This window comes from Hydrogenophaga sp. BPS33, from assembly GCF_009859475.1.
Lineage (GTDB): Bacteria > Pseudomonadota > Gammaproteobacteria > Burkholderiales > Burkholderiaceae_C > Hydrogenophaga.
This window is the reverse complement of record NZ_CP044549.1, coordinates 6,135,605-6,161,996: the sequence shown is the minus strand read 5'-3', so window position 1 is coordinate 6,161,996 and position 26,392 is coordinate 6,135,605. Positions and strand designations below refer to the sequence as shown.

The window sequence follows — 26,392 nt, the reverse complement described above, 5'->3', positions numbered from 1 at the left end:
CCGCCGCTTTGGCCGTGTTCGACCAAGCCGGCGAATCGGATTACACGACCCCATGCCGGGTGTGTGAAATGATTTAAGTTGAACGGGGCTATCACCCTCGGTGATGGCCCCGCGGCGCTGTGTGTCAGGTCGGCCGCAGTTCCGACCACCAGCGCTTGACGCTCGCAAGCCCACCCACCTGGCGAGGCGCAATCGCATGGTCTTGCGGCGCGAGGTTGTTCAACACCGCCTGCGGTCGCTCCACCACCAGGCGCTGTGCCTCTGCTTCTCCCACCAAGCGCCGCACCACCGCCAACGCCGGCGTCAAGCGGGGCAAGCGCCGCCCGGTCGAATGCGCGTCCGTCGCCAGCAAATGCGTGTGCCCTTCCCCAATGAACCGCTCACCCCAGTACCGCGCACGACTCCCGAACACCCCCGTCAGCGCGCCCGCTGTCACCTGCATCCAGGCGCCTTGTGCGATCAGCCGCTGGAACACGGGGTAGTGGCTCTCGACCCAGCTCAGCCGCTCGGGGTGCGTGACGATGGGGGTGTAGCCCGCAGAGATCAACTGCAGCACCGACGCCTCCAGCCGGGGTGGTGGCGTCGTGTGCGAGGGCTCCAGCAGGAAGTAGCGCGAGCGGTTCAGCGTGGGCACGCGCCCGCTGCGCAGGCCTTCGACGAGGCCGGGCACGAGGTGCACGTCCGCCCCGACCACGAGCTTCAGGGCAATGCCGTGTTCGTCGAGTTGCGCCTGCAGCGCGTCGCGCGCGCGTTCGATGCCCGGGCCGTCGTTCATGTACATGCCCGGGTAGATATGCGGCGTGCAGGCCAGGGTGTGGATGCCGTCGTCCACGGCAATGCGCGCCATCTCCAGCGACTGCTCCAGCGACTTCGACCCGTCGTCGATGCCCGGCAGGATGTGGCAGTGCAGGTCGATCATGGCGGTCACCTCACATCGGCTTGCGTCAGGTGAACAGCAGGACGCCCGTCATGAGCAAGGCGCCCATGCCGATCAGTGCGAGCTTGGCGCGCAGGGTCCAGCGGCGCCGGGGCGCGGCCCAGTGGTCGTCGTTGCTGCTGCCGCCTGGGCCCCAGCCGGCCGTGCGTGCGTGCGGGTCTTGCTGCGCAGTACTCGCGCCGGGCTTGGGCAGCATCATGGGCCGGGAGCGTGGAGGGTGCTTGATGCGCGCCACCCTGGCGGCAGGCTCCCAGGCCGGTGCGCCGCCCATCTGCGCGGGAGCTTGCGTGGTGGCGTGGCCGGCCACCATCTGTGGCGACGACAGCATGTCCTTCGCCAGGTTGATGCGCGTGGCGGCATCGGCGGGCCAGCGCTCGCCCTGCGCCACGAAGTCTGGATGGGTCAGGCGGATCATCAGACGGTAGTGCTCGCGCAGTTGCTCGGGCTCGAAACCAGGGTGCAGGCCGAGCAAGGTGAGCGGGTCGGCACCCGGGCGCAGCAGGACCGTGCGCACGAAGAAGCGCGCCGCGCGTTGCAGCTCGTGTTCGTTGGCCGCCGCCACGCGCAGGCCGTCCACCGGGCGGCCGGCGGCGAGTTGCATCACGCTGTGAACGTGGTCGAACAGCGGCCGGGGCTCGCGCAGGGCCACCGGGTAGCGGCCGGGGGAGCGCTCGAAGTCCAGCAGTTTGAGCAACAGGTTGCGCCCTTGGGGCGCCCTCGCAGTCATGTGGCGTAGGGGTCCAGCGTGGGCTCGATGCGCGACTTGCCGGGCAGCGGCACGGGGCTGTTGCCGGGGTGGTGGGCTGAAGGTTCGTGCGTGCGCGAAGGGTGCGGTGTCGTCAGGTCGGTATAGCCGTCGCCGTAGTAGTCGGCGTAGGCGTAATCGCTGGTGTGTTCGTTGCGCGCGTGCGTGAGCACCACTCCCATGGGCGCCAGGCCCGCGTTGCGCAGGCGGCGCAGCGCGTCCTTGATGCCGTCCTTGCGCGTGGCGCCGGCCTTGACCGCGAACACGATGTTCTGCACCTGGTTGCCCAGCACGATCGCGTCGGCAATGCCGAGCAAGGGCGGACCGTCGATCACCACGTGCTGGTAACCCTGGGCCTGTGCCTTCTCCAGCAGTTCGCCCAGCCGGGGACCCATGAGCAGTTCCACCGGGTCGGGCGGGATGTGCCCGGCGGTGATCACGGCCAGGTTGGGGATGATGGTTTCCTTGACCGTCGCGCTGAGGTCGTGGTGCCGGTTGCTGCCCAGCAGGTCGGAGAGCCCGCGCTCGTTGGACAGGTTGAGCATCTTGTGCATCCAGCCCTTGCGCATGTCGGCGTCGATCAGCAGCACCTTCTGGCCGAGCTGCGCGAAGTTGATGGCCAGCGCGAGTGCGGTGGTGGTCTTGCCTTCGCTCTTGCCGCAACTGGTCACCATGAAGTGCTGCGGCGCGCCTTCGGGGGTGCTGAACTGCAGCGCGGTGCGCGCAGAGCGGTACGACTCGGCGAAGGTGCCGCGCGGCTCGCGGTGGGCCAGCATGGCCACGGGTTCGGTGTGGTGCTTCTCGGCTTTGGTGAATGGAATCAGGCCGAGCAGCGGCAACTGGTACTGGTTCTCGATGTCGTTGGCGCTCTTCACCGAGTCGTCGAGCTGTTCGCGCAGCAGCGCCACCAGCATGCCCAGGAACATGCCCAGCAGCGCACCCAGGCCGAGGTTGGCCTTGACGTTCGGCGCGGCGGGGAACAGCGGTGCCGAGGCCTGGTCGACGATGCTCACGTTGTTGGCGGTGATGCCGGCGGTCACGCTCACCTCTTTCAGGCGCTGCAGCAGGCTGTCGTACACCTGCCGGTTGGTGTCGAGCTCGCGGCTGAGCAGGTTCATGTCCACGCTGCGGTCTTGCACGGTGAGCACTTCGCTGCGGCTGGCGGCCACCTTGCCCTGGATCTGGTCTTCGGTTTTCTTGGCCGCCAGGTACTGCGCCTGGATGCTGGCGAGGATGTTGTTCACCTCGGTCTTGATGCGCGCTTCCAGGTCGGCGATCTGCGCGCGGGCCTGCACCATGGCGGGGTAGTCGGGCTTGAACACGGCCTGGTTCTTGGCGTACTCGGCTTCGAGTTTGGCGCGCTGTTCCTTGTAGGCGCGAATGGCTTCGTTGGTCACGGCCTGCGGCGCGCTCTCGGGGTTGAGCTTGACCTGGTTGTAGAGCGTCTCGGCGCGGATGCGGTCTTGCTGCGCCTTGCCCAGCGCGGCGGAGAAGTCCACGAAGGTCTGGGTGGCGGCGCTGCCCTTGTCGCCCAGGTTCAGGATCTCGTTCTTCTTCGCGTACTGGTTGATCACGCGCTCGCTCTCTTCCAGCTTGGCCTTGGTTTCCTTGATCTGCTCTTCGAGGAACTGGCGCGCGTAGATCGACGAGTCGAGCTTGCGTTCGATGTTGCTGGCCATGAAGGTCTTGGCCACGCTGTTGGCGATGCGCGCAGCCATCTCCGGGTCGGGGTTGAGCACGCTCACCTGCACCAGGCGCGAGTTGCGCACCGGCTCTACGCTGAGCGACTTGGAGAACTGCGCCACGGTGCCGGTGCGGCTGAGCGTGGCGGGGTCGGACTGCGCGGGGCCGAAGAGGATGCGCAGGTTGTTCAGCAGTTTGCCGAAGAAGCCCGTGACCTGGTTCACCGGGTCGTCGGCGGCCTTCGCGGCGGCCACCGCGGCGGTGACGGACTCCGGTGCCGGCGCGGTGGTGGTGTCTCCTTTGTACAGGCCCAGCTCCTGGATCACGCGCTCGGCCAGGCTGCGGCTCTTGAGCAGTTCGATCTGGGTGCGCAGTTGCAGTTGGTCGGCCAGCGGGCCTTCGTCCACTTCCACCTCGTTGCTGAAGCCCACCACCTTCTGGGCGTTGCGGTCGATCTGCAGCATGACGCTGCTGCGGTACTGCGGCGTGATGCGCAGGGTGTAGACCAGCGCGCCCACGGTGCACAGCAGCGTGACGCCGACGATGGACCACTTGTATTTGGCGAGCACGCGCCAGATGGCTTTGAGGTCGATGCGGTCTTCGGTGGGCATGCCGGCTTCGTCGCGCACCAGCAGGTGGTTGGAGAGGGCGCCGTCACGGTGCAGTGCCAGGCCGCCGCGCGGGCCGGGCGCGGCGGGCATGGGATGGGATGGGTGGTAGGCCATGGTGTTTGCTCCCTCGTTTATTTGAAGGGGTTGAGCGTGTCGAGCACGTCGCGGAAGAGCGAGTCGCGCAGGGCCGTGCGGCGGCCGTCGCGCTGGACGACGATGACGTCGTCCGATCGGATGGAAGGGTCGGGCACGGCGCCGGAGCGCACCTTGTCGAGGTCGTAGGTGGTTTGCTCGCGCTGGCCGCCGGCCTCGTTGCGGTAGACCACGATCTGCTTCAGGTCGGCATAGGGCGCGAAGCCGCCGGAGAGCGCCAGGGCCCGCAGCAGCGTGAGCTGCCCGGTCATGGGGTAGATGCCCGGGCGCAGCACCGCGCCTTCGATGGCCACGCGCTGCGTGGTGAACTCCTTGATGAAGAGCGAGACCTGCGGGTCTTGCAGGTACTTCTCCTTGTACTTGGCGGCAATGCGGTCTTCGGCGGCTTGCGCGGTGAGTCCGGCCACCGGCACCTGTCCAATGAGCGGCAGCGAGATTTCGCCCGAGGCGTTCACGCGCACGTCGCGTTTCATGTCGGGCACGCCGAACACGTCGAACTCCATCAGGTCGTTGGCGGTGATCTTGTAGTCGGCGCCGGCGGTGTTGGGCGCGGCCAGCGGCGCGCCCATGCTCTCCACGCTGGAGGCGCTGCGCGCGACCACCGGTTGGGCGATGGCGCCGGTGTCGGTGGTTTGTGCCTGGACGGGGATCGCTAGCAGCAGGGCGATCGCTGCGATGGTGTGGCGCGTGGCGTCGGTGAGCTGGGTCTGGGTCATGGTTCAGCTTCCTTTAAATGGTTTTGGGTTGGGCCCCGCCCTCACCCCCTCCCTCTCCCGCGCAGCGGGAGAGGGAGTAAGGCACGTGCTCCGGAGATGGAGTAGCGCGCGCTTTCCGGAGAGCGCGGTAATCCACTGCCTCTCCCGCTGCGCGGGAGAGGGTTGGGGTGAGGGTCTGCGCATGGGTCATAGCGGTGCAGGCCGATCCTGTACAACGCTGCCATCCAGCAGCAAATCCTGCAGCTGCGTTTCAAACCGGCGCAGGATCGCGTCCTGGCCCAGTTCGGCTTCGGCGTAGCGCCGGCCCAGCGTGCCCAGCGTGGCGCGGCGGGCCGGGTCGGCGGCCAGGGCGCGCAGCGCCTCGGCCATGGCGATCGGGTTCTCGGGCGGCACCACCACGCCGCAGGCCGCGTCCTGTTCGACCACGCGGCACAGTTCGGTGTCCGCGTGCGCGGTGGCCAGCACGGCGCGTCCGCTGGCGAGCATGCCGGTGAGCTTGGAGGGCATCACCAGGTCGGCCGCATCGGCGCGCTGCGGTAACAAATGCACGTCGGCCAGGCCCAGCCAGTCGCTCAGGCGTTCCAGCGGTTGCAGGTCGAGAAAGCGCACGTGGTTCAGGCCCGCGCAGCGCGCCTGCAGATCGGCGCGGCCCGAGCCGTTGCCGCCGAACACGAACTGGATACGCGGATCGTCCCGCACCAGGCGGGCCACGTCGGCCAGGATCTCCAGACCTTGTTTGTTGCCCATGTTGCCGGTGTAGAGGGCCACCACGGCATCGGGCGCGAGCCCGAGTTCTGCGCGGTAGGGGCTGGGCGCGGCCAGCGGCGCGACGCCGCCGATGTCGACCCAGTTCGGAAAATGCACGATGCGCTGCGCCTCCACGCCCTTGTGGCGCGCGCGCTCCACCATGCGGCCGGAAATGGTGGAGACCCGGTCGAAACGGCGCATGAGCCAGCGCTCGGCGCGCTCGACCCAGCGGCGCAGCACAGCGCCTTGGATGAGGCCGAGGTCGAAGGCCGCGTCCACCTCGTAGTCCTGAATGTGCAGCCAGCTCCTGGCGCCGCGCAGCGACGCGAAGGCCACGGCGGCCGGCGCGCACATGAGCGGTGGCTCCACGACCCACACCACGTCGGGCTTCCAGCGCCATTGCGCGAGCAGCGCCGGCAGGCTGCCGAGCGCGAAGCTGCCCAGGTGGAGCAGGCGCTTCAAACCGCCGGGCTGTTGCGGTACCCAAAGCGGGCAACGCGTCACGCGCACGCCTTCCCACATCTCGGTGCGGTAACGGCGCGCGCTGTGGCCCTCGCCCACCTGCCAGGCCGGGTAGTAGGGCGGCGCGGCGATGGCACGCACCTCGTGCCCGGCGTGGGCCAGCCAGCGCGCCATCTCGCCGGTGTATTTGCCGATGCCGGTGAGCTCGGGCGCGAAGTTGATGCCGTAGACCAGGATCTTCACGGTGTCCCCTTGGTCTGGGCCTTGCCGTGGGCTTTGACCTGCGCCTTGCCGTTGGCCTTGGCGGGTCGCTGCACGGTGGGCTCGCCCGCGAAGGCGCGCACGCCCATGAATTTCGTCTGGTAGTCGTTGACGTTCTTGCGGCTTTGCGAAGAAACGATCAGGTAGAAGTTCTGCCGCCGCGCGATCTCGGGCACGTAGGGCTCGCTGGCTTCGAGCACCTGCTGGCCGTTGACCCACCAGCGCACGGTGAGGGTGGCGGGGTCGTACGACACGCCGAACACGTTGGGCCGTGTGCGGTCCAGCGGGATCTTCGAGGTCGGGTTGGGGTTCTGGATCTTCTTGTAGTGGGGGTAGATCCCGGTCCACGAGATGGCGGTGTGGTGGCCGCCGGGGCCGAAGCCGCCTTCGTCGATGTCGAGCTCGAACCAGCGCTCGAAGCTCTTGGGGTCGCCTTCGTACACGTCTTCCATGCGCAGGTTGTGCTCGATCGGCATGAGCCAGATGGCGGGAAAGTTGTCGGGGTGGCTGTTCGAGATCACCGTCTGGGCCTCGATGTAGAAGGGCCGGTTGCCGGCCAGCAGGGGGAAGCCGCCGGGGTAGGAATTGGTCTTCACGGTGGTGAGCAGGCCGCCGCGTTTGATCACCACGCCGTCTTCGGCCGTGTCGTACATGCTGGGTTCCTTCACGCCCATGGCGTAGAAGCCGGCGTAGTACTTCTTGCCGTCGGCGCGGCCGGTGAAGTCCACGTCTTCCATGCGCGGGCAATCGCGGAACAGCGGTTGCATCGCCCCCACCTGGCTCGCCCCGAGCGGCACCGACGCGTCCTGGCAGATCAGGGACACGTCGCTTTGCGCCGACGCCTGGGCCGACATGAACAGGCTGGCCAGCAGCCAGGCGCGGGAAGGGGGGAAGGTGCTGGTGCGCATGGGGTTCCTTTTTTTCGTCAAGTTCGGGTGGCCAGCGGGTCGGGGTGGACGTTCGGCACCGCCGCCGCTTCGGGTTGGGCGGCCACCAGGCGGTGGCCGGTGAGCCGGCTGAGTTCGGCGCAGATCTGGTTCTTGTCGTGCAGGTGGGCCACGGCGCGCTCGAGCTCCATCACCTTCGCGCCGACCAGGAAGCGGTACCAGTAGCCCTGCAGGAAGTGGTAGACCAGGCCGCTGCGGCCATCGAGAAAACCGAGCTGGAAGAGGTAGCGCCACAGGAAGTACAGCGTGGCGCTGAGCGTGAACGGGATGCGGTTGTAGATCCGCTCCTTCACCCAGCGCTTGAGCGCGGCCTGGGCCGAGGCGCTGTGCGCGTTGAGCGCCTCGTCGCGGGCGAACAGGTGCAGGCGCTGGTTGAGCACCTCGATGGCTTCGCGCGTGGCGTACTTGTTGTGCTTGTCGGTGAAGTAGCCCAGGTCGTGCAGGTTGTGGTCGGCAAAGCCGCCTTCGAAGGTCACGGTGCGCCCGCCCCAGACCACCATGTGCTCGTCCATCCAGCGGTCTTCGATGCGGCCATGGCCATGGCGCCACAGGCGCAGCATCACCAGCGGGTAACGCCCGCCGTGGCGCACCCAGCGGTCCATGAAGATGTGCTTGCGCTTGAAGTTGACACCGACCACGTCGGCCGGCAGTTCGGGCAGTTCGGTGGCGATGCGCTCGGCCAGGTCGGGCTCGATGATCTCGTCGGCGTCCAGCCGCAGCACCCACTGGCCGCGGATGTCCAGCGTGTCCAGTGCCCACTGGAACTGCTTGGCCTGGTTGACGAAGGCGTGGGTGTGGACTTCGGCCCCGAGCTCGCGGGCGATGTCGCGCGTGTCGTCGGCGGAGCCGGAGTCGACCACGCAGATCTGGTCCGCGAAGGGCTGTATCGAGCAGATGGCGCGCTCGATGTGGATCGCTTCGTTGTAGGTGAGGATGATGGCGGTGATGTGCATGGCGTTGTGGTCCTCACGCGTGAAGGGTCGCGATTTCGGCGGCAGGCCTTCTGGGCGAGAAGGCCACGCGCGTGTCGGGCGCGATGGGCTCGCCGAAGGCGATCATCATGATCAGCCGCTCGCCGGCCGGGATGCCGCCAGCGCGGCGGATCGCGGACTCGGTCTTGTGGTCGATGGCCAGGTTGAGCGGGCAGGCGCCCCAGCCCATGGAGCGGCAGGCGAACATGAGGCACATGGCGAACAGCGCGCCGTCCACGTAGGCCTGGTTGCGTTGGCCGGGGCCGCCCCAGGCGCAGATCTCCGAACTCACCACGAACAGGTTGCCGACCGATTCCGCGAAGCCGCGCGAGCCGCCCTGCAAGCCCAGCAGTTCCTGGATGCGCGCGCGGTCCTGGTAGGCGTGTACGCGCGAGGCCTGGCGGTTGCATTGCGAAGGTGCCAGTTGCGCCATGGCAATGGCTTCGAAGATGCGCTCGGGCGGCAGCGGCGTGGACTGCAACGCGCGGATGCTGGAGCGGCTGGCCATGAGGTGCTGCAGGTCGTTCGGTGGCTGGCCGTTGAAGGTCACTTCGCGTGTGCCGCCCTTCCACGGCTTGGGCAGCTTGGCCTCCCACGTCTTGAGGTAGTTCGCGATCTCGTCGAGCAGCGGGTCGTGGGCGCCGGCCCTGGCGTGGAAGTTCACGTAGGCGTCCAGAGCGCCCAGCGACATGTGGGCGGGCACGGGCGAATGGCCGATGTCGTAGCGCGAGAGCGCGTTCATGACGAAGCGCACCTTGTCCTTGCCGAACAGCAGCTTGGGGTTCGGCAAGGACAAGCCCTTCTCGATGGTGTGCGCCTCGATGAGGATCTTGTAGAACGCGCGCTGCGACTTGTTGGCGAACGGCGAGTACGCGTTGAAGCGCAGGAACTCGGTCGCGTCGCGCAGGGCTTCGCTGAAGATGCCGGCGACCTTGAAGAGTTTGCTAAGCATGGTCATGCTCCCGCAACACGCGCTCGCGGATCTTGCGGCACGGGTGCCCGACGCAGACAGACCAGGCCGGCAGGTCGCGCACCACCACCGAGCGCGCGCCGACCACGGTGCCTTCGCGGATCACCACGTTGGGGTGCACCATGCTTTCAGCGGCGATCCACACATGGTCTTCGATCACGATCGGGCCGGTGACCAGCGGCCGGGTGAGCGAGCGCACGTCGTGCGAGCCGGCGCATAGGAACGAACGCTGGCTCACGGCCACTTTGGAGCCGATGGTGATGCGGTCCATGCTGTAGCAGTCCACGTTGTCGCCCAGCGCGCAGAGCGTTCCCATGCTGAGGTTCCACGGCGCCCACACGCGGCAGGTGGGCGCGATGCGGCACCCGGCGCCGATGCGCGCGCCGAACGCGCGCAGCAGGAAGCGCCGCCAGCCGTGCAGCGCCCAGCGCGGCGTGGGCCGGAAGGCCAGTAGCCACACCACTTCCCAGGCGAAGCGGCGCAGCTTGTCGGCCCGGCTGAAGCGGTTGCGGTACTTGAGCGAGCGGAAGTCGCTCATGGCATCGCCGAGCGTGTCTCTCATGGTGTCGGTCATGAAATCGCTCATGGATTCACCGCCCGCAAAGGAAAGGCCGCTGGCGACGGGCGCGTGGCTTGCAAGGGTTTCGCCGCTTGCAGCTGCCTGCGCAGGAAGGCGCGGCCGGCGTCGCGCAATTCGGCCAGCCGCTCGTCCACGTGCGCCCAGTGAATCTCGTCGTCCATCATGGCCCGCACGTTGGGCGCGGAGAACTTGGCCGCGAAGCGGTGTTCCAGGCCCACCGCGCGCAACAGGTTGAGCGCGCGCGCATTGGCAGTGGCCTTGTCGCCGGTGAGCCCGGCGACGACGAAAGGCTTCTTGAACAGCAGCGCGAAGACGGTGCCGTGGAAGGAGTTGGTGACGACGAAGCGCGCGTGTTTCACCAGCGCCACCCATTCGCCCGGATCCGGATGGACCGTGCGTCCGATCTCGGGCCAGCGGCGGTGCGGGTTGTGTGGTGAGAGGATGTCGGCGTCGAGCCGATCGGCCACCAGTTCGGCGGTCTGGCGGATGTTGTCGGGCGAGCGCAGGCCGTAGCAGAACACGTAGCCGTTCTCCTCGGCTTCGAACGCCTCCAAGGGGGCGCTGGTTTGCTCGATGAGTTCGGTGTAGTTGCTCAGCAGCAGGGTCGGGTCGGGCACGTTCGCCGGCCTGTGCCCGGTGGCGCGCTCCACCAGCGCCACGCCCGAGGCCTCGCGCACCGAGATCGCGTCGAAGTGGCGCAGCAGCGCAGGCAGTTGCTCGGCTTGTTCGGGTGAGACCTGGTCGCGCCCGAAGCTGGCCGCGTACGAGATCTTGCGCGCCCGCAAAGCTTCGTCGAAGGCCAGGAAGTAGTTCGGATCGAAGCCGTGGTGCTGCGAGGGGCTCCAGATCTGGTCGCTGCCGGCGACGATGAGGTCGTAGCCCTGCGCGGCCTTCCGCCAGGCGCTGTCGCCGCTGGGCGCGGCATTGCCGTACAGCTGTAGGAAGTGTTCGCGGAAGCGCTCGAACTTTTCCTGCTGGCCACGGTGGCCGAAGTGGCGGTTGAGGAAGGCGGAGGTTGCCAGGTAGACCACCTTCAGGTTGGCCTTGAGCTGGGCCGTCGACGTGGGCAGGCAAAGCCGGCCGCCGTGTTCGATGTGCGCGGGCCGGTAGTCGATGAAGCTGGCGCGGTGCCCTTGTTCGGTGAGCCAGCGGCGCAAGGCGTAGGCCTGCAGCGCGGCGCCGTAGTTGTCGCTGAAGTGAAAGGTGAGGATGCCGATGTTCATGGCTGTGACACTCCCGCGCCGGTGGCGCTCGGTTGCAGGCCCATCGGCCCTCGCGGGGCGAGCAGGCGGGTGACGTTGTGCTGGAAGCGCGCGGCCGCCGCGTTGCCGTCCAGCCGGGCCGACTCTGCGGCCGCCAGCGCCGCGCGGTCGGTGCGCACGTATTGGAAGAAGCTCTGCAGGCAGGCGCGCAGAGCGTTGGCGCTGCCGGCCTCGAACACGTAGCCGTTGCGGCCGTCTTCGATCAGGTCGCTGGCGCCGCAGCGGTCGCTGCAGATCACCGGCGTGCCGACCATCAAGGCTTCGTTGACCACCGCGCCCCAGCCGTCGAAGCGGCTGGGCAGCACCAGCACGTCGGCCTCGGCCATGGCCGCGACGGTGTCGGCGTTGGGCATGCCGGGCGAGAACTGCACGCGGTCGGCCACGCCGAGCTGCTGGGCGAGCTGGCGCAGGTTCTGCTCCTCCGCGCCCTTGCCGATGATGCGCAGCTGCGCCTGGGGCTGGCCGAACTGGCTGAACGCGGTGAGCAGCAGGTCGACACGCTTGCGGGGGATGAGCTGGCCGACGTAGAGGATCTGAGGTTGGTCGCGCTTGAGCGCTCTCGCCCGAACCGCAGCGGGTTCCACCACGTGCAGGAAGGGCGCGATGCGCGCCGAGGGGTAGCCGCAGGCGGCGAAGAAGCGCGCGCCGCCGTAGCGCCCGGAATGGCCGATGCAGAACACGCCGCTCAAGTGCTGGCGGTAGCGCAGCGCGTCCCAGGTGTATACCAGCCAGCGCGGCAGCAGGCGCGCGCCCGGCTCGTAGCGGTTTTCCGACATCAGGAAGCGGTGCACCGGCGCACCCAGGCTGGCCTGGAAGGCGGCCAGCGGCAAGGCAAAACCGCGCAGGCCGAAGAACACCTGCACCGAGCCGGGCAGCGTGGCCAGCTCGGCCATTTGCGTGGCGTCGGGCGCGACGTGTACCTGCACCGCGCCGGTGTCGGGCAGCGGGTAGCCGCGTTCGCGGTAGTAGGCGGGCAGGTCCTCGCTCACGCACCAGTGCACGGTGTGGCCGGGCACCTCGGCCAGGGCGCGGATGTAGGGGGCCTGGTGGAACATCAGGTAGGAGTGCCAGAAGACGTAGGTCATGTCGGTGGTCCTGTGGAGGTGCGGAATCGGGTGGGGCGCTCAAACCGGCACGGGCGGCAGCAGGCGCGAGACGCCGTGGGCCATGCGGTTGGAGAGCCATTGCGTGAGGACGGAGAACACCACCAGCGGCACCAGGGCCAGCGGCAGCAGCACGGCGTAGCCGTAGGGGTAGTTCTGCGCTTCCAGCCAGTGGATCCACGCGGTTTGCGTGAGGTAGATCTCCAGCGTGAGGCCGGCCAGCAGCGCGATGGCCGGGAAGAACGGCGTGGCGCGCACAGGCTGCACCACCGCTTCGGCGGCGAACACCTGGTAGCTGAAAAAGATGATGGGATACAGCAGCACGTGAAAGACGAACTGCAGCTCGCCCATGTCGAAGCGGAACACCGTGAGCTTGGCGACCAGGAACCCCAGCAGCGACAGCGCCAGGCCCACGATGGCCGCCAGGCTCACCCGAGGCGTGAGCCGCAGGCGCGCGACCAGGCAGCCCATGAGGGTGATGCCGAAGTAGTTGATCCACTTGAAGTAGTCGTCGCCTTCGACGACGAAGCGGCTCAGGTCGAGCTGGCTGTAGAAGACCCCGTAGGGGATCAGCAGCAGGGCCATGGCAATGGCGATGCCGCGCGGCTGCAGGCGCGCCAGGTAGAAGACCGGGACGTAGAACACCATCACCGCCGAGATGAACCAGAACGGCGTGGGCCAGACGAAGGTCTTCACCACGTCGGCCAGGCCGCCGATGCCGATCATGCCGACCGCGAGCATCACGATGGCCACCAGGATGGCCGCCGGGTACAGGCGCAGCACGCGCTTGCGCAGGTAATCCAGCAGCGAGGGCGCGGCGTTGCCCGGCTCGCCGGCGTTCAGGCTCATGGTGAGCCCGAAGCCCGAGAGAAAGAAGAACAGCGCGTTGCCGATGGCACCGCCCGTGGCGATGCGCGGGTCGGGCACGAAGGCGTCCAGGTGCGACAGGGTGATCAGGCACGTGGCCATGAACAGCATCAGCGTGGTGTCGGTTTGTCGGCGTGTCATTTCAAGCTCCCATCCGGGTGGTCTGACGCGGGGTCAGGGGTGAGAAGGTCTGGCGACCGGACGCCAGCGGGCTGGCAGGCCGTTGGCGAAACGCAGGGGCGCGCGCGGGCTGCGCGGCCTGGCGCGCCACCGCGATGGGGCGCAGGTTGAGCTGCAGCACCAGCACGAAGATCCAGAGCGAATACGGGTTGCCCACGCCGATGAGGTAGCGGTTGAAGATGGACTGCGCGAGGATGAAGACCACCATCAGGCCGGCCAGGAACAACTGGTAGCGGGCATGGCCCGGGCGCAGGCCGTGCGTGAGCGCGCGGCAGGCCGTGGCCACGAAGGTCAGCAGGATGAGCGAGCCGAACAGCAGGCCGTGTTCCAGCGCCAGGTTGATGTACGAACTCTCGACCGGGAAGCCGATGCGTTCGGGCAGGGCCGAGCGGATGCCGGTGCCCGTGAGCATGCGCACGCCGTCGGCGAAGATGAGTTCGATGCCCGCGCGCCAGATGTCGGTGCGCCCGGTGGCGCCAGAGTCCACGCCACGCGTGGGCGACTCCAGGTCGAGGATGAGGGTGAGGTATTCCTTGATGTCGGTCCACTTGAAGAGCACGAAGCCCACGGCCGCGAGCACCGCCAGCAACAGGCTCAGGCGCGAGCGGCGCGAGCCGCGCAAGGCGATCAGCGTGAAGCCGGTGGCACCGGCCACGGCCAGCGCCAGCATGCCGGCGCGCGCCGAGGCGGCCAGCAGCACGCACAGGCAGCCGGCCACCATGGCCAGCGCGAAGGCCTTCTGCAGCGGGCGCGGCGCGGCCAGGAAGCGCTGGAAGAACAGCAGCGCGCCACCGCCGTACACCAGGCCGCTCAGGTTGGGGTGCATGCCCAGCGGCTGGTAGCGCACCAGGCCCAGGCCGTACTCCACATTGCCGGTGAGCGAGGCGAGCAGGTCCTGGTGTTCCAGCAGCACCACCGAGGCCACGAGCGCCACGTAGGCCCAACGGAACACCACGATCAGCTCGCCGGCCGTGCGGTGGCGCACCAGCATCGACATGCCCACCAGCACCAACAGCAACATGGCGCCGTACATCGTGGAGAGCACGTTGCCGGTGACCCAGGCCACCAGCATGGCGAAGATGAAGGCCGCGCCGAAGGTCCATTCCACCAGGCTGGGACGGATGCGCAGCGTGTCGCCGGAGAGCACGGAGAAGAAGGCCGCCATCAGCAGCAGGCAGATCGCACCCATCTGCGCGGCCTGCAGCGCCGGGCCTTCGTAGTACCACCCGGTGAGGTAGATCGAGGCGCCCAGCAGCCAGCGCGAGAGCTGCGTGTTCAGGGTTCGCATGGGGCACCTGTGGGCGCGAAGGCGGCGTGCAGGTTCAGCATCGCGGGCCGCCAGCCGGGCGAAGCCGTGATGTGCCGCAACTGTTCGACGGTGCTGACCAGGCGGCGCGGATCGTTGGTGGAGAGCAGCACGCGGCTGTCGAAGCGCGACAGCGCATAGGCCAGGGCCAGCGAACCGCTCGCGCTCGCTGGCTCGGTGCCGCGCGGCAACAGGCTGGTGAGCTGGTCGGTGAGGCGGCTGTCGAGCGCCATGGCCTGCCGGATCGCGGGCGCGGTGAAGCGCAAGGCGCCGTGCAGCACGTCGGACGGGTCGACCGTGGTCCAGGTGGCGTCCGGCGGCGGGCAGCGGTATTGCAGCACCGAGCCGAAGCGCACCAACTGGTACAGCGGCTCGCCGGTGGAGCTGCCGTAGGCACCGAGCCGGCCCTGGTCGATGGCGCGTTCGAACAGCGCCTGCAAGGGATCGAGCGGGTGCTGGCTGCGGGCTTCGTGCAGCAGCACCAGGTCCACGCGATCGCGCTGCAGTTGCTGCAGGCTGGTCGCGAACGACTGGGCGACGAAGGCGGCGTCGAGATTGCTGGGCGCTGCGTGCCGCGCCATGCCCTTGAGCACCGCCTGGCGCAGGCCGGGAATGCAGCGCGCCAGCGGCTTGACCACGGCGCGCGCCTTCTGCAGCAGGCCGGGCGAGGCCGGGCGCGCCAGCCCGACCTTGGTGGCAACCAGCACGGGCTCCTGCCGTCCTTTGAGCGCATCGCCCAGCACGGCTTCGGAGGTGCCCAGGCCGTAGGGTGGCGCGGTGTCGAAGTAGCGGATGCCCAGATCCAGCGCGGCGTGCACGAGGCGCAGCGAGGTGGCCTTGTCGCCACCGCCCTTGAGGCGGCCGCAGCCGAAGCCGAGCCGGCTGGCAAGCAGGTCGGGCGAGAACGTGTTCATCGCGAGTGTGGTCATGTCGAAGCCTCCTGGCGCAGGTGCTCGGCCAGCCGGGCGGTGAGCGCCATGGCCGTGAACGTGGGGTTGGCGTAGCTGGACGTGCGGAACACCGCCGCGCCGGCCACGTACAGGTTGCGCGTGCCGAAGACGCGCAGATCGCGGTCGACCACGCCGTCGCCCGCGTGGTGGCCCATGCGCGCGCCGCCGCACTGGTGGTAGGTGTCGGTGGCCTGCTCCAGCGCCTGCGCGTCTTCGCCGTCGAGCAGCGCGTCGATCTCCACGCGCGCCAGGCCCGAGGCCTGCAGGCTGTCGCGCATGCGGCGCACAAAGGCGGCCATGGCGCGCAGTTCGGGTTGGCCGCCGATGCGCCAGTCCAGCACGGCCAGGGGCACGCCGAAGCGGTCGGTGTGATCGGGGTCGAGCGTGATGCGGCTGTCGTCGCGCGGCACCTGCTCGGCGTGCATGACCAGCCACACGCCGCGGTCGGCGGGGTTGTAGATGCGGTGGTGCCGAAGGTACTGCACCACCATGGGAAACCAGGCGCTGCCCATGCCGCGCACGTGGCGCAGCAGCTCGCCCAGGCCTTGCTGGGGCAGCCCGCCGCGCAGCAGCGACTTGGCCATCACCTTCAGGTGCTGCAGGTGTTCGGCGATGTTGGACTCGAACGCGAAGTAGCCGGTGACGTTGAGCGCCGGATGGGCCATGGTGGCCGCACCGCCACCGCCCACGTTCAGGCGCAGCTTGGGCTGGTATTTGTGGCCGCCGAGCACGATGTTCTGGAAGGTGCGCAGGAAGCGCGGCTTGTCCAGCAGGTGCACCTTGCCGCCGCGCAGTTCGAGGTGGTCCTGGAAGCCCGCGCCCACCCACGGGTTGCGGGCCCACGGCGCTTGCGCCTGTTCGCGCGCGCTGGCCAGCAGCAGGCGGGCGATCTCGATCGTGCCGTTGGCGAGCACGAAGCGTTCGCCGGCCAGGGCCACGGATGTGCCGTCCGCGCGCGCCACGCGCACCGCCGTCACGCGTTCACCATCGGGCGAGAGGTTCAGGCCCGTGACGTGGGCGTGCAGCAGCACGGTGAGCTGGGGTGCGTTCTGCAGGCGCTCGTGGAAGTAGCGCGCCATCGCCGGTTCCTTGAGCCAGCGCGTGAGGAACAGCGTGAAGCCCGGAATGTCGGGGTAGCGGTCGCCGAAGAGCTTGCGCGCCTGGGGCGTGTGTTCGTCCAGCGCATCGGCCAGGCGCAGTTCCTGTGCCACGGCTTCGTACCAGGGCAGCAGGTCTTCGTAGCCGATGGGCCAGGGCGCGTCGGACACGCCCGCGCGGGCCTCGAAGTCGGACGGCACGAACAGCGTGAGCTGCCCACCCCAGAGGTTGGAGGTGCCGCCCAGGGCGCGCCCGCGCGCGATCGAGATGCCGGTGTGCGCGCGGCCGACCACGTGGGCTTCGTTGAGCGCTTGCGCGGGCGTCTCGAAGCCGCCGCCGCCGCTCTCCAGCACCAGCACGCGCTGGCCCCGGCGCTCCAGCAGCACGGCCAGCAGCAGCGCCACCGTGCCGCCGCCGACGATGACGACGTCGTGCGCCTCTTCGGGTGCCGGTGCGGTGTTCAGGTCGATGATCATGCGGACTCCTTGGCCTTGTGCAGGTGGCGCACCGAGCGCGTGGCGGTGAACCACACCAGGGCCTCGCCCAGCACCATGGCCGCCACCACACCGGTCATGCCCGCCACGCGCCAGGCCAGCCACGCCACGCCGAGTGCGGCCACGGCAGCCAGCAGGCTCTGCCAGGCCAGGCCGGCATGGCGGTTGATGGACATGAGCACCACGCGCGGCACCTGCGTGGCCGAGCACACGGCGGCGTAGAGCAGGAACAGCGCCATGCTGATGGGCGTGAAGGGAATCTGGCCGTGCGTCCAGACCTCCAGCAGCGCGGGCGCGACCAGGTACACCAGCAGCGCGCCGGCAATGGCGATGAGCAGGCCGAGGCGGTTGGCGCGGCGGTAGAGCTTCCAGAACGCACCTTCGTCGTTCTGGCCCTTGAGCGCAGTGAGTTCGGGCCACAGTGGGTTGCTCAGCGCGTTGGTGACCTGCACCACGATGCGCGCGACGGTGCGGTAGGTGTTGAACACGGCGGTGGCCGCCGGCCCGAGCGTGGCCGCCACGAGCAAGGTGAAGCCTTGCAGGCTCAGCGCGTTGGTGAGAGAGAGCGAGAGAAACAGCAAGCCGGGCTTGGCGGCGTGGCGCACGTCGGCCACGTTGGCGTGCCGCACGCCCCAGCGCAAGAAGTCGGTGCGGCGCTGGCTCAGGCCGATGCTCAGCACCGTATAGCCGGCGCGCGCGATCAGCGCGGCCGTGGCCACACCGAGAAAGCTGCGCGTGAGCACCAGGCCGGTGAGGCCGCCGGCCCACTCCACGAGACGGCCGGTGGTGACCAGGTAGGTGCCCGCCGCGTAGCCGCCGGTGGCCTTGTACACCACCTCGGCCAGGCTGCAGAACAGCCCGAGAACCACGCTCACCGACAGCAGCATGAGCACCGGCTTCCAGTGCGCCACCTGCAGTAGGCCGGCGGGCAGCAGCCACAGCACGGTCGCGACAACGAGCAGCACCAGCAGCGCGACCGAGAGCAGGAAGGCCACGGCGCTCTGGAACACCTCGCCCGCGCGCGCCTTCTGGCCTTGCGCGATCAGGCCGATCATCTGGTTGCTCGACGCGGTGGAGATGCCGGCGTCGGCCAGCGACAGGTAGAACGGCAGAGCGGTGAGCGCCAGCCAGGTGCCGTAGGTGGCCATGTCCCAATGCAGCAGGAACAGCGGCAGCGCGACCAACTGCGTGCCGATGCTCACCGCCTGCGCGTAGCCGTATGCGCCCGCGCCCGAGGCGATGCGCCGCGCGATGGCCGAACGGCGGCCGAGGGCGGTGGGTGTGCTCAAGGGGGCTGCGGTGGACATGGCGTTTTCAGTGTTCGCTGGTCACCGGCACTTCGTAGCCGTGGTGCTTGAGCAGGGCGTGGCGTTGGGCGTCGGTCAGGTCCGAGGCGACCATCTCGGTCACCATTTCCTGCAGCGCGATCTGCGGCACCCAGCCCAGGCGCTCCTTGGCCTTGGCCGGGTCGCCCAGCAGCGTTTCCACTTCGGTGGGGCGGAAGTAGCGCGGGTCCACCTGCACCACCACCTGACCGGGTTTGAGTGCCGGGGCCTTGTCGCCTTCGATGGCCTGCACGACGGCGCGTTCGTTCACGCCCTGGCCTTCGAAGCGAAGCGTGATGCCCAGCTCCTTGGCCGTCATCTCGATGAACTGGCGCACGCTGTACTGCACGCCGGTGGCGATGACGAAGTCCTCCGCCTGCGCCTGCTGCAGCATCATCCACTGCATGCGCACGTAGTCCTTGGCGTGGCCCCAGTCGCGCAGCGCGTCCATGTTGCCCATGTAGAGGCAGTGCTCCAGCCCCTGGGCGATGTTGGCCAGGCCGCGCGTGATCTTGCGCGTGACGAAGGTTTCACCGCGGCGCGGCGATTCGTGGTTGAACAGGATGCCGTTGCAGGCATACATACCGTAGGCCTCGCGGTAGTTCACCACGATCCAGTAGGCGTAGAGCTTGGCCACGGCGTAGGGGCTGCGCGGGTAGAACGGCGTGCTTTCCTTCTGCGGAATTTCCTGCACCAGGCCGTAGAGCTCGGACGTGCTCGCTTGGTAAAAGCGCGTCTTCTTCTCCAGCCCGAGGATGCGGATGGCTTCGAGCAGGCGCAGCGTGCCCATGCCGTCCACGTCGGCGGTGTACTCGGGGCTCTCGAAGCTCACCGCCACATGGCTTTGCGCGCCCAGGTTGTAGATCTCGTCGGGCTGGGTTTCCTGCACGATGCGGATCAGGTTGCTGGTGTCGCTGAGGTCGCCGTAGTGCAGGTGGAAGCGCGCGTTGTCGATGTGCGGGTCCTGGTAGATGTGGTCCACGCGCTGGGTGTTGAACTGGCTGCTGCGGCGCTTGATGCCGTGCACCGTGTAGCCCTTTTCGAGCAGCAGTTCGGCCAGGTAGGAGCCGTCCTGCCCGGTCACGCCGGTGATGAGGGCAACCTTGCCGTTGGAGGGGAGGATGGGGGGATTGGTGGTCATGGCGTGGCAACGAGGGTGGGGGCGGAAGCGGTGTGCTTCAGGAAGTCTTGGTAGGTCATCTCCAGGCCCTGCGGCAGGTCGACCTTGGCGCGCCAGCCCAGGCGGTGCAGGCGGGCGCTGTCCATGAGCTTGCGTGGCGTGCCATCGGGCTTGCTGGCGTCGAAGCGGATCTCGCCCGTGTAGCCGGTGATGGCCGCGATGCTGTGGGCCAGTTCGGCGATGGTCATGTCCGAACCCGAGCCCACGTTGATGTGGCTGAGCATGGGCTGCGTGTGCTGCTCGTAGACCGCCTTGGGCAGGTTCATCACGTGCACGCTGGCCGCGGCCATGTCGTCGACGTACAGGAACTCGCGCATGGGCTTGCCGCTGCCCCAGATGATGACCTCGGGCGCGTCGGCTTCCTTCGCGGCGTGGAAGCGCCGGACCAGCGCGGGGATGACGTGGCTGTTCTCCGGGTGGTAGTTGTCGCCCGGTCCGTAGAGGTTGGTGGGCATGACGCAGCGGTAGTCCACGCCATGGCTCGCGCCGAACTGGCGGTTGTAGCTCTCGCACAGCTTGATGCCGGCGATCTTGGCGATGGCATAGGGCTCGTTGGTGGCTTCCAGCGGCCCGGTGAGCAGCGCGTCCTCGCTCATGGGCTGGTCGGCGAGCTTGGGATAGATGCAGCTCGAACCCAGGAACAGCAGCTTCTGAACGCCGCTGCAGAAGGCGGCCTCGATCACGTTGGCCGCGATCATGAGGTTCTGGTAGATGAAGTCGGCGGGGAACACGCTGTTGGCGTGGATGCCCCCGACCTTGGCCGCGGCGAGGTACACCTGCTGCGGCTTCGTCTGCGCGAAGAAGGCGCGCACGGCGGCCTGGTCGGTCAGGTTGAGCTCGGCGTGCGTGCGCGTGACGATGTTGCGCTCAGGGTGGCCGGCGGCGCGCAGCTGGCGCACGATGGCCGACCCGACCATGCCGCGGTGGCCCGCGACGTAGATGGTGTCTGGTGTGTTCATGGAGGACCCCGGTGGAAAGAAATCGGTTCGCATCAGCAGGCCCCCTCTTGCTTGAGCACCACACGCACGGTGCGCAGCATGATCACCAGGTCGTACCAGAGCGACCAGTTGCGCACGTACCAGAGGTCCATGTTGATGCGGTGCTGGAAGGTGCTGCTGCTGCGCCCGCTGATCTGCCACAGGCCGGTGATGCCGGGGCGCGCCTTGCCGTAGGCGGCGATGCTGCGGCCGTATTCGCCGAGCTCGCGCGCGAGCAGCGGGCGCGGGCCGACCAGGCTCATGTCGCCGCGCAACACGTTGAAGAGCTGCGGCAGCTCGTCGATGCTGGTGCGCCGGATCAGACGGCCGATGGGGGTGACGCGCGGGTCTTTCGCGAGCTTGAAGTTGCTCGCCAGGTATTGCACATAGAGCTGTTCGTTCTCGGTCTTCCAGCGCTCCAGCGCGCCATCGGCGTCCATCACCATGCTGCGGAACTTGATGAAGTCGAACAGCTGGCCATCGGCGCCCACGCGCTTCTGCACGAAGAACACGGGGCCGGCGTCGTCCTGTTTGATGCGCCACGCGACCCAGGCGAACAGCGGTGCCAAGAGCGCCAGCAGCAGCGAGGCGCCGAGGATGTCGAGCGCGCGCTTGAGCACCTGCGGACCACGGCGGTTGAGGTTGTTGCGGGCGCGCAGCAGCAGCACGTTGTGGCTGAAGAAGTGCGAGACCTCCATGCCGTAGATGGGCAGGTCGCCCAGCGCCGGCACGATCACCAAGTCGTCGCGCGTGAGCATGATTTCCTGTGCGAGTTCGCGCAGCCAGTGGTTGTCGTGAACGCCGAGCACGCCCACGAGCTGGTGCGGACCTGGCTTGCCGAGAAAGGCGCGCACCTTGGGTGTGAGCGCGGTCGGCGCGGCGACCTGGTCACCACCGAGGTGGACCAGGCGCGCGCCGGGCTCGGGGCAGACGACGGCCACCGGCTTGTAGCCCATGAGCGGCTCGCTGGCCAGCGCAGCCGCGGCTTTCTCGACGTCGTCGGGGCGGCCGATCAGCACATAGGGTTGTATGAGCAGGCCGGTGCGCAGCAGGTAAGCGCGCATGGCCATGCGCGCCAGCGGCAGGCAGACCAGCACAAGGCCCCAGGTGGCGCCGGTCCACAAGCGCGAGAGCGGCCACTTGGCGAGGTAGATCACCATCGCGTCGAGCAAGGCCGCGAGCACGATCACCTGGATCAGCTGGCGGGTCTCATCCCACCAAGGCTTGCGGCGGTGCGCCGAGTAGTGGCCTTGCACGGTCCACATCCAGGTCACCATGGCCATCGCGATGGCCGCGAAGAGCGTGAGCCGCAGGTGGCCATTGGCGGTCCACCACACGTTCATGGCTTCGGGCAGGCTCGCTTCGCCGCGCCACCACGCGGGCAGACGGCCCGCGACGAAGCAGAATGCGAGCACGCACAGATCGGTGAGCACCAGCACGGCCTGCGCGCGTTGCTGGCGGTGCGCGATGTCGCCCCAGGGCGCCAACTGGCGGGCGAGGTCGTGTTCGTTGTAGAGCGGGACGACGCTGCCCGCGCTGCTCTCGGCGGAGGCTTGCCGCTCGATGCGGGGACTGCGCGCGCGGTCCATGTCAGCGCTCGCGAAGAAAGCTTGTTGGTCGGGCCCCATGGCGGTGCATGAAATGCACATGCAAGGGACGCGGAAATGGCGAGTGTCTGAAACACGTCATGGTGAAACTCCCTGTCTCGTTGGAAATGCGCGGTACGCAGAACGCTTCCGCCTTTTCTTTTTAGGCCAGCCACATGACGTTGATGTAACGAGCTTTGAGTTCCTGCGCGCCAAATGCATCGAAACGCAACGCGCTCTTTTGTGCGTTGCGTGGGGCACGCGTTTCGTGTGCGCTTTAATTGATAGAACTTAAAATTTCTGACAGACTCGCATTCCTGCGGAGGACAAGACCATGCGAGTGGCAGAAGCGATCGAACTGGATGTGAAAACCGAGCGTGCCTTGCGCACGCTCTCCAAGGGCCGGCGGGTGGAGGCCCGCGTACAGCAGCGTGCGCGCGTCATCCTGCTGGCTGCGCAAGGTTGGCAGAACACGGAGATCGCCGTGGAAGTGCGGCTGGACCGCCGGCAAGTCGCCCTATGGCGACGGCGGTTCATGGAGCGTGGCGTGGAGGCCTTGTTGCACGACGCGCCGCGCGCAGGGCGCACACCGAGCCTCACGACAGCGCTGGAGGCTCACATCGTGCGCACCACGCTGCACAACCCACCGGCGCCCGACACGCCATGGAGCACCCGCAGCCTGGCCGCGCATCTGGGCGTGAGCGCCACCACCATCCGCCGCGTGTGGCAGCGCAACGGCATCACGCCCGGTGCGTAGGACAAGAAGCCGTTGTCGTGTAGGACGGCAAGATGGTTTTCATGCACGCGCTCGCGCTGTTAAGTGCAAAACAAAATGGCGCACTGCAACATGAGTCGCCGCGATGCGGCGCGTGAAAGCGCGAGGGAGGTTTACATCCCGAAACCCGATTCCGTGGACCCCCGACCACGCGGCGCCCGCTCAAATGGCGGAAATGTCGGTCTGCACCGGCCAGCGCAGTGCCTCGATGTGGCGCTCGCTGATGGCGAAGCGGTGTTGGAGCACCAGGGTGTAGTGCCCCGGGCGGGTGCCGCAGACGCGGTAGCCATCGGGCAATGCACTCAGTTGGACACCGCTTTGCGGCGTGGTCTGCAGGTCCCACGCGCCGAGTTGGGGCGCGGCGCGGCGCAATGAAACGCAGAAGCCTCGCTTCATGTTGGACTGCACCACGAGGCGCTGCTCGGCACTGGCTTCGCCGCCGACGGAGGTGTCAAGCAACTGCGGGTGGCTGTTCTCCATCACGCGCATGACGGGCGGAATGATGATGCGCAACTGCAGCGAAGCGCTGGCGGAGCCTTGGGTTGTCAACGCGCTTTCTCCCATGCTGCTCATGGGCGTCAGCAGCAAGGCGCTGACGGTCAAAGCGCAGAAAAGAGGGCGTTTCGGGGTGCTCATGAACCCCTATCGACCCGCTCCCCACGAACTTGAGCCGGCCCGTGCGGCAGGCCCTGCCCCATTCCATCTATTCGCTGCGTTGCACCGGAATCGTCAGCTGGATGCTCTCCCGCAAACGCACGTCGACCTTGGTCTGGCCTTGGTCGACCACGTTCCAGGGCAACGGCAGGCTGTCGCTGCGCACGCTGACCGTGCGCGGCCCGCTGGCCACGAACGGAAACTCGAACCGCCCCTGGCTGTCGGTGCGCACGGCATAGCGGTTGTCCAGATAGACCGTCACATTGGGCACGCCTTGTTCGCTCGCTTCCTGTGTGCCACTGCGGTTGGCGTCGAAATACACCGTGCCTGCGATGCGTCCACCACCGTCGCTCGATTTGCCGCCCAGCGGCACGTTGCGGCTGCCCGCTTCCAGCTCGTAGCGCAACACGGCGTAGAAGGAGCGGTCGGAATCTGCCGTCACCAGTGGCAATGGCGCGAGCGGATCGAGCGACGCGACGATGCGGCTGCGTCCGGTGGAGCGGTTGACGTTGGCCTCGAAGCTCCAGCGTGTGTCGATGCGCCAGTGGACACCCAGGTTCAGGCTGTGGCGCCGATGCCCGGTGTTGCTGCGCTCGGTGTTGAAGTTGCCGCGCATGACGGCCTTCGGGCTCAAGGGCGCAGTCATGCTCACGGCGGCGCTCCAGAGGGTCTCGGCGGGTTGGAACACGGAGGCGCTGTAGGCGGCGGGCCCCAGGCTGGTGGAGAGTGCCCAGCCTTGTGGCACCTGCCACTCCTGGTCCCACACCAGTCCGCGCGAATCGGCCTGGCTGTCGCTGCCTGTGAGCTGGAGGCGCAGCCCGCTGCTGCCCCAGGCGTTCTGGAAACGCCAGTCACCATAGGTGCTCCAGGCATTGCCGCTGTAGTGCCGCACGGTGCTGCCCACGCCCAGGGAGTTGCTCCGGTCGAGGCGCCAGCGCGCTGAGCCCGTGGCGAAGTAGCCGCTGTCGTTGCGGCCGTCGATGGAGTCCAGCCAGTCGATCGAACCTTCTGCGGACCACTGGCGGGTGTGCCAACCCGATCTGAAGTAGGCGCCCACGATGTTGTTGGACAGCGCCTGTTGCGCCCAGCTCAGTTCGGGATCCAGTCGATAGGCCCCCGCGCCGTGACGGCGCGGGCCATCGTCCCATTCGCCATCGACCCAGAAGCCGGTCCGGCCACGGTTCAGCTGGCTGGCGTGCGTGCTGACCACCTGGCCCTGGATGCGGTGTTCCGCGCCCTCGTGCCGGAGCGCCAGCAAGGTGGAGGCGGCGTCGACGGTGTCGCCGGGTTGGAAGAGGGTGTCGAAGGTGGAGACCTTGCGCGCGTCTTCGTGCCGCAGTGCCACGGTCCAACCCTGATGAGACGAAGGGCTGGCGTCTGCTGCGTTGATGCGCCACTGGCCGCCCACGGTGGTGCGTTGTCCAGGCAAGCGCCGAAAGCCATTGGCGGGTAAAAATCCCAGTTGCCCCGGTTCCCCGGTGGCGGCCTGCAGCTGTATGCCCTGGTCCGGGTTTTCCCATTCGGTGCTCAGGCCGCGCACGATGGCCGAGGGCACATAGATGCGAGACGGCTGGCGTGTGATGTCGGGCGCAGGGACGTTGAACACGCCCAGCGAGTTGTTGGTCAGCCACCCGCCATCCAGGGGCATGCCGCGTTGTCGCAGCGTGACGGTGCTACTGCCGTCGCGTGGTGCGTAGGCACCGTCCACCGAAAGCGTGCCATGGTTGGGTGTTTCGATGAGGCCAAAAATGCCGTAGCCAATGCGGGCGCGGTGCGTGCGGTCAAAGGGCGCTGTGCCCAGCCGTGTTTCCAGGCGCAGGAAGCGCGGCAGGCCTTCGCGGTCGTAGGCCCGGGCTTCGGCGTCGTTCACCGGCTCGGGGGGCAGGTTCTCGATCACCCTGTCGACATAGGCGGGAGCGCTGGCCGGTGGCGCTGGCGCGTCCTGGGCCATTGCGCCGAGCAGGGGTGCCGCGAGACCCATTGCGGCGGCCAGGCGCCGGGGTGAGCGCCGCAAGCCCTCCCTCATGGGGTGAAGCTGGCGTCCAGCGGCAGACGGTTTCGTCCCCACTCGAGGTTGCCCTTCACGGTGAGCGGGAAGCGAATGGTGGGCGCTGATTTTCCGTCTTCCACCACCGGAACGATGGCAACAGCCCGTGTCTCGCCCGGCAGGATGGGCAGATCCGCGGGCGACATTTCGAAGCGCGCACCGGATGCATCGGTGCCGTTGACAAAGCCTTCCAGCCGCCCATGGGCATTGCCGCGGTTGCGCACGTCGACCACCGCGGTGGGCGTGCCATCCAGAGAGACGACCCGCGTGCCGACCGCTTCCAGCCGGGGCGCCGCGTCGCCAATGGCGGCATAGACGATCACTCCGATACGTCCCCCGACGGGAATATTCAGGCTGCCCTGCGCGCTGGTGGTATCGAGTCCTTCGAACATGAGCGCGAAGCGGCATTCGCGCGCGGGCGTGCCCGGCGGTGGGGTGATCTCGAAGCGGTAGCGGTAGCGTGCGCCAGGCTCGATCACCAGATTGCGACGCTCGATGGCCACCCATGGCCGGCAGCTGTCGGCTGCGAGTTCGTCGCTGAAGCTCACCGAGTTGTCGGCTTGCAGTGTCCAGTCGCTGGTGTAGACGCGGAAGTTGCCTTTCTGTTGCCCCACGTGCTGGATTTCCACCACTTGGCGCAGCGATTGGCCGGGCGTTGCCTGCACTTCAAAGCGGGGTGGGGTGATGTAGACGGCGAAGCCCTGCGCGTGCAGCACAAAGGGGGTGCATGCCAGGACAGCGGCCCACCCCCACTTCAGCAGCAGACGCGACGGCGGACGAAGCAGGGACAAGGGGTGCGCACAGA

Annotated in this window: 23 protein-coding genes; 1 reads left to right on the top strand and 22 read right to left on the bottom strand. The window is 68.0% G+C overall.

The annotated features are described in order from the left end of the window. Window positions 1-124: 124 nt before the first annotated feature. The 19 genes from F9K07_RS28605 to wbaP form a co-directional block, all read right to left on the bottom strand. Complete coding sequence (locus F9K07_RS28605; protein ID WP_159596617.1) at window positions 125-919, bottom strand: tyrosine-protein phosphatase; 795 nt, start codon at window positions 917-919, stop codon at window positions 125-127. A 25-nt stretch (window positions 920-944) separates the two neighbouring features. After that, complete coding sequence (locus tag F9K07_RS28600) at window positions 945-1,664, bottom strand: J domain-containing protein (RefSeq protein WP_159596616.1); 720 nt, start codon at window positions 1,662-1,664, stop codon at window positions 945-947. Next, window positions 1,661-4,090, bottom strand: coding sequence for a GumC family protein (locus F9K07_RS28595; RefSeq protein ID WP_159596615.1), 2,430 nt, complete (start codon window positions 4,088-4,090; stop codon window positions 1,661-1,663). The genes F9K07_RS28600 and F9K07_RS28595 overlap by 4 nt, the downstream gene beginning before the upstream one ends. Before the next feature lie 17 nt (window positions 4,091-4,107). Beyond that, window positions 4,108-4,845, bottom strand: a complete 738-nt coding sequence (locus F9K07_RS28590; protein ID WP_159596614.1) for a polysaccharide biosynthesis/export family protein — start codon at window positions 4,843-4,845, stop codon at window positions 4,108-4,110. A 186-nt stretch (window positions 4,846-5,031) separates the two neighbouring features. After that, window positions 5,032-6,297, bottom strand: coding sequence for a glycosyltransferase WbuB (locus F9K07_RS28585; protein ID WP_159596613.1), 1,266 nt, complete (start codon window positions 6,295-6,297; stop codon window positions 5,032-5,034). Beyond that, window positions 6,294-7,223 (bottom strand): hypothetical protein, encoded by a 930-nt coding sequence (locus F9K07_RS28580; protein WP_159596612.1) that lies wholly within the window; start codon window positions 7,221-7,223, stop codon window positions 6,294-6,296. Before F9K07_RS28580 ends, F9K07_RS28585 begins: the two co-directional genes overlap by 4 nt. Before the next feature lie 17 nt (window positions 7,224-7,240). Further along, on the bottom strand, window positions 7,241-8,215 hold the full coding sequence (locus F9K07_RS28575) for a glycosyltransferase family 2 protein (RefSeq protein WP_159596611.1): 975 nt from the start codon (window positions 8,213-8,215) through the stop codon (window positions 7,241-7,243). Window positions 8,216-8,228: 13 nt separating this feature from the next. Beyond that, window positions 8,229-9,185: a nitroreductase family protein gene (locus F9K07_RS28570; RefSeq protein ID WP_159596610.1), complete on the bottom strand. Its 957-nt coding sequence runs from the start codon at window positions 9,183-9,185 to the stop codon at window positions 8,229-8,231. Then, window positions 9,178-9,789 carry a putative colanic acid biosynthesis acetyltransferase gene (locus F9K07_RS28565; protein ID WP_236581738.1) on the bottom strand — a complete coding sequence of 204 codons (612 nt, stop codon included), beginning with the start codon at window positions 9,787-9,789 and terminating at the stop codon, window positions 9,178-9,180. Before F9K07_RS28565 ends, F9K07_RS28570 begins: the two co-directional genes overlap by 8 nt. Then, window positions 9,786-11,006, bottom strand: a complete 1,221-nt coding sequence (locus F9K07_RS28560; RefSeq protein WP_159596609.1) for a polysaccharide pyruvyl transferase family protein — start codon at window positions 11,004-11,006, stop codon at window positions 9,786-9,788. The genes F9K07_RS28565 and F9K07_RS28560 overlap by 4 nt, the downstream gene beginning before the upstream one ends. After that, entirely contained in the window at window positions 11,003-12,130 is a 1,128-nt protein-coding gene (locus F9K07_RS28555; RefSeq protein ID WP_159596608.1) for a glycosyltransferase, read from the bottom strand. Before F9K07_RS28555 ends, F9K07_RS28560 begins: the two co-directional genes overlap by 4 nt. 39 nt (window positions 12,131-12,169) lie before the next feature. Next, window positions 12,170-13,156, bottom strand: a complete 987-nt coding sequence (locus tag F9K07_RS28550) for an acyltransferase family protein (protein WP_159596607.1) — start codon at window positions 13,154-13,156, stop codon at window positions 12,170-12,172. 1 nt (window position 13,157) lies between these two features. Further along, a complete protein-coding gene (locus F9K07_RS28545; RefSeq protein ID WP_159596606.1) occupies window positions 13,158-14,483 on the bottom strand; it encodes an O-antigen ligase family protein in 1,326 nt (441 codons plus the stop codon). Further along, entirely contained in the window at window positions 14,471-15,430 is a 960-nt protein-coding gene (locus F9K07_RS28540; RefSeq protein ID WP_159596605.1) for an aldo/keto reductase, read from the bottom strand. The genes F9K07_RS28545 and F9K07_RS28540 overlap by 13 nt, the downstream gene beginning before the upstream one ends. Continuing rightward, window positions 15,427-17,025 carry a GMC oxidoreductase gene (locus F9K07_RS28535; protein ID WP_159596604.1) on the bottom strand — a complete coding sequence of 533 codons (1,599 nt, stop codon included), beginning with the start codon at window positions 17,023-17,025 and terminating at the stop codon, window positions 15,427-15,429. Before F9K07_RS28535 ends, F9K07_RS28540 begins: the two co-directional genes overlap by 4 nt. Then, window positions 17,022-18,350: a lipopolysaccharide biosynthesis protein gene (locus F9K07_RS28530; RefSeq protein ID WP_159596603.1), complete on the bottom strand. Its 1,329-nt coding sequence runs from the start codon at window positions 18,348-18,350 to the stop codon at window positions 17,022-17,024. The genes F9K07_RS28535 and F9K07_RS28530 overlap by 4 nt, the downstream gene beginning before the upstream one ends. Window positions 18,351-18,357: 7 nt before the next feature. After that, window positions 18,358-19,509, bottom strand: coding sequence for a GDP-mannose 4,6-dehydratase (gmd, locus tag F9K07_RS28525; protein WP_159596602.1), 1,152 nt, complete (start codon window positions 19,507-19,509; stop codon window positions 18,358-18,360). Next, window positions 19,506-20,507: a GDP-L-fucose synthase gene (gene fcl / locus F9K07_RS28520; RefSeq protein ID WP_159596601.1), complete on the bottom strand. Its 1,002-nt coding sequence runs from the start codon at window positions 20,505-20,507 to the stop codon at window positions 19,506-19,508. Before fcl ends, gmd begins: the two co-directional genes overlap by 4 nt. Before the next feature lie 32 nt (window positions 20,508-20,539). Beyond that, on the bottom strand, window positions 20,540-22,153 hold the full coding sequence (gene wbaP, locus F9K07_RS28515; protein ID WP_159596600.1) for an undecaprenyl-phosphate galactose phosphotransferase WbaP: 1,614 nt from the start codon (window positions 22,151-22,153) through the stop codon (window positions 20,540-20,542). 292 nt (window positions 22,154-22,445) lie between these two features. On the opposite strand from wbaP, the gene F9K07_RS28510 reads away from it, so the two are divergent. Then, window positions 22,446-22,868, top strand: a complete 423-nt coding sequence (locus tag F9K07_RS28510; RefSeq protein WP_159596599.1) for a helix-turn-helix domain-containing protein — start codon at window positions 22,446-22,448, stop codon at window positions 22,866-22,868. A 180-nt stretch (window positions 22,869-23,048) separates the two neighbouring features. Here the strand turns inward: F9K07_RS28510 and F9K07_RS28505 are convergent, their stop codons facing one another. The 3 genes from F9K07_RS28505 to F9K07_RS28495 all read right to left on the bottom strand — a co-directional run bounded on the left by F9K07_RS28505 (window position 23,049) and on the right by F9K07_RS28495 (window position 26,378). Next, window positions 23,049-23,522, bottom strand: a complete 474-nt coding sequence (locus F9K07_RS28505; protein ID WP_159596598.1) for a hypothetical protein — start codon at window positions 23,520-23,522, stop codon at window positions 23,049-23,051. A gap of 67 nt (window positions 23,523-23,589) precedes the next feature. Continuing rightward, window positions 23,590-25,554: a carboxypeptidase-like regulatory domain-containing protein gene (locus F9K07_RS28500; protein ID WP_159596597.1), complete on the bottom strand. Its 1,965-nt coding sequence runs from the start codon at window positions 25,552-25,554 to the stop codon at window positions 23,590-23,592. An 8-nt stretch (window positions 25,555-25,562) separates the two neighbouring features. After that, complete coding sequence (locus F9K07_RS28495) at window positions 25,563-26,378, bottom strand: hypothetical protein (protein WP_159596596.1); 816 nt, start codon at window positions 26,376-26,378, stop codon at window positions 25,563-25,565. Window positions 26,379-26,392: the final 14 nt, after the last annotated feature.

What these genes read in the sequence shown, in the direction of transcription:
- F9K07_RS28605 (WP_159596617.1), bottom strand. Translation starts at nt 919, where the DNA reads ATGATCGACCTGCACTGCCACATCCTGCCGGGCATCGACGACGGGTCG.
- F9K07_RS28600 (WP_159596616.1), bottom strand. Translation starts at nt 1,664, where the DNA reads ATGACTGCGAGGGCGCCCCAAGGGCGCAACCTGTTGCTCAAACTGCTG.
- F9K07_RS28595 (WP_159596615.1), bottom strand. Translation starts at nt 4,090, where the DNA reads ATGGCCTACCACCCATCCCATCCCATGCCCGCCGCGCCCGGCCCGCGC.
- F9K07_RS28590 (WP_159596614.1), bottom strand. Translation starts at nt 4,845, where the DNA reads ATGACCCAGACCCAGCTCACCGACGCCACGCGCCACACCATCGCAGCG.
- F9K07_RS28580 (WP_159596612.1), bottom strand. Translation starts at nt 7,223, where the DNA reads ATGCGCACCAGCACCTTCCCCCCTTCCCGCGCCTGGCTGCTGGCCAGC.
- F9K07_RS28575 (WP_159596611.1), bottom strand. Translation starts at nt 8,215, where the DNA reads ATGCACATCACCGCCATCATCCTCACCTACAACGAAGCGATCCACATC.
- F9K07_RS28570 (WP_159596610.1), bottom strand. Translation starts at nt 9,185, where the DNA reads ATGCTTAGCAAACTCTTCAAGGTCGCCGGCATCTTCAGCGAAGCCCTG.
- F9K07_RS28565 (WP_236581738.1), bottom strand. Translation starts at nt 9,789, where the DNA reads ATGAGCGATTTCATGACCGACACCATGAGAGACACGCTCGGCGATGCC.
- F9K07_RS28560 (WP_159596609.1), bottom strand. Translation starts at nt 11,006, where the DNA reads ATGAACATCGGCATCCTCACCTTTCACTTCAGCGACAACTACGGCGCC.
- F9K07_RS28555 (WP_159596608.1), bottom strand. Translation starts at nt 12,130, where the DNA reads ATGACCTACGTCTTCTGGCACTCCTACCTGATGTTCCACCAGGCCCCC.
- F9K07_RS28550 (WP_159596607.1), bottom strand. Translation starts at nt 13,156, where the DNA reads ATGACACGCCGACAAACCGACACCACGCTGATGCTGTTCATGGCCACG.
- F9K07_RS28545 (WP_159596606.1), bottom strand. Translation starts at nt 14,483, where the DNA reads ATGCGAACCCTGAACACGCAGCTCTCGCGCTGGCTGCTGGGCGCCTCG.
- F9K07_RS28540 (WP_159596605.1), bottom strand. Translation starts at nt 15,430, where the DNA reads ATGACCACACTCGCGATGAACACGTTCTCGCCCGACCTGCTTGCCAGC.
- F9K07_RS28535 (WP_159596604.1), bottom strand. Translation starts at nt 17,025, where the DNA reads ATGATCATCGACCTGAACACCGCACCGGCACCCGAAGAGGCGCACGAC.
- F9K07_RS28530 (WP_159596603.1), bottom strand. Translation starts at nt 18,350, where the DNA reads ATGTCCACCGCAGCCCCCTTGAGCACACCCACCGCCCTCGGCCGCCGT.
- gmd (WP_159596602.1), bottom strand. Translation starts at nt 19,509, where the DNA reads ATGACCACCAATCCCCCCATCCTCCCCTCCAACGGCAAGGTTGCCCTC.
- fcl (WP_159596601.1), bottom strand. Translation starts at nt 20,507, where the DNA reads ATGAACACACCAGACACCATCTACGTCGCGGGCCACCGCGGCATGGTC.
- wbaP (WP_159596600.1), bottom strand. Translation starts at nt 22,153, where the DNA reads ATGGGGCCCGACCAACAAGCTTTCTTCGCGAGCGCTGACATGGACCGC.
- F9K07_RS28510 (WP_159596599.1), top strand. Translation starts at nt 22,446, where the DNA reads ATGCGAGTGGCAGAAGCGATCGAACTGGATGTGAAAACCGAGCGTGCC.
- F9K07_RS28505 (WP_159596598.1), bottom strand. Translation starts at nt 23,522, where the DNA reads ATGAGCACCCCGAAACGCCCTCTTTTCTGCGCTTTGACCGTCAGCGCC.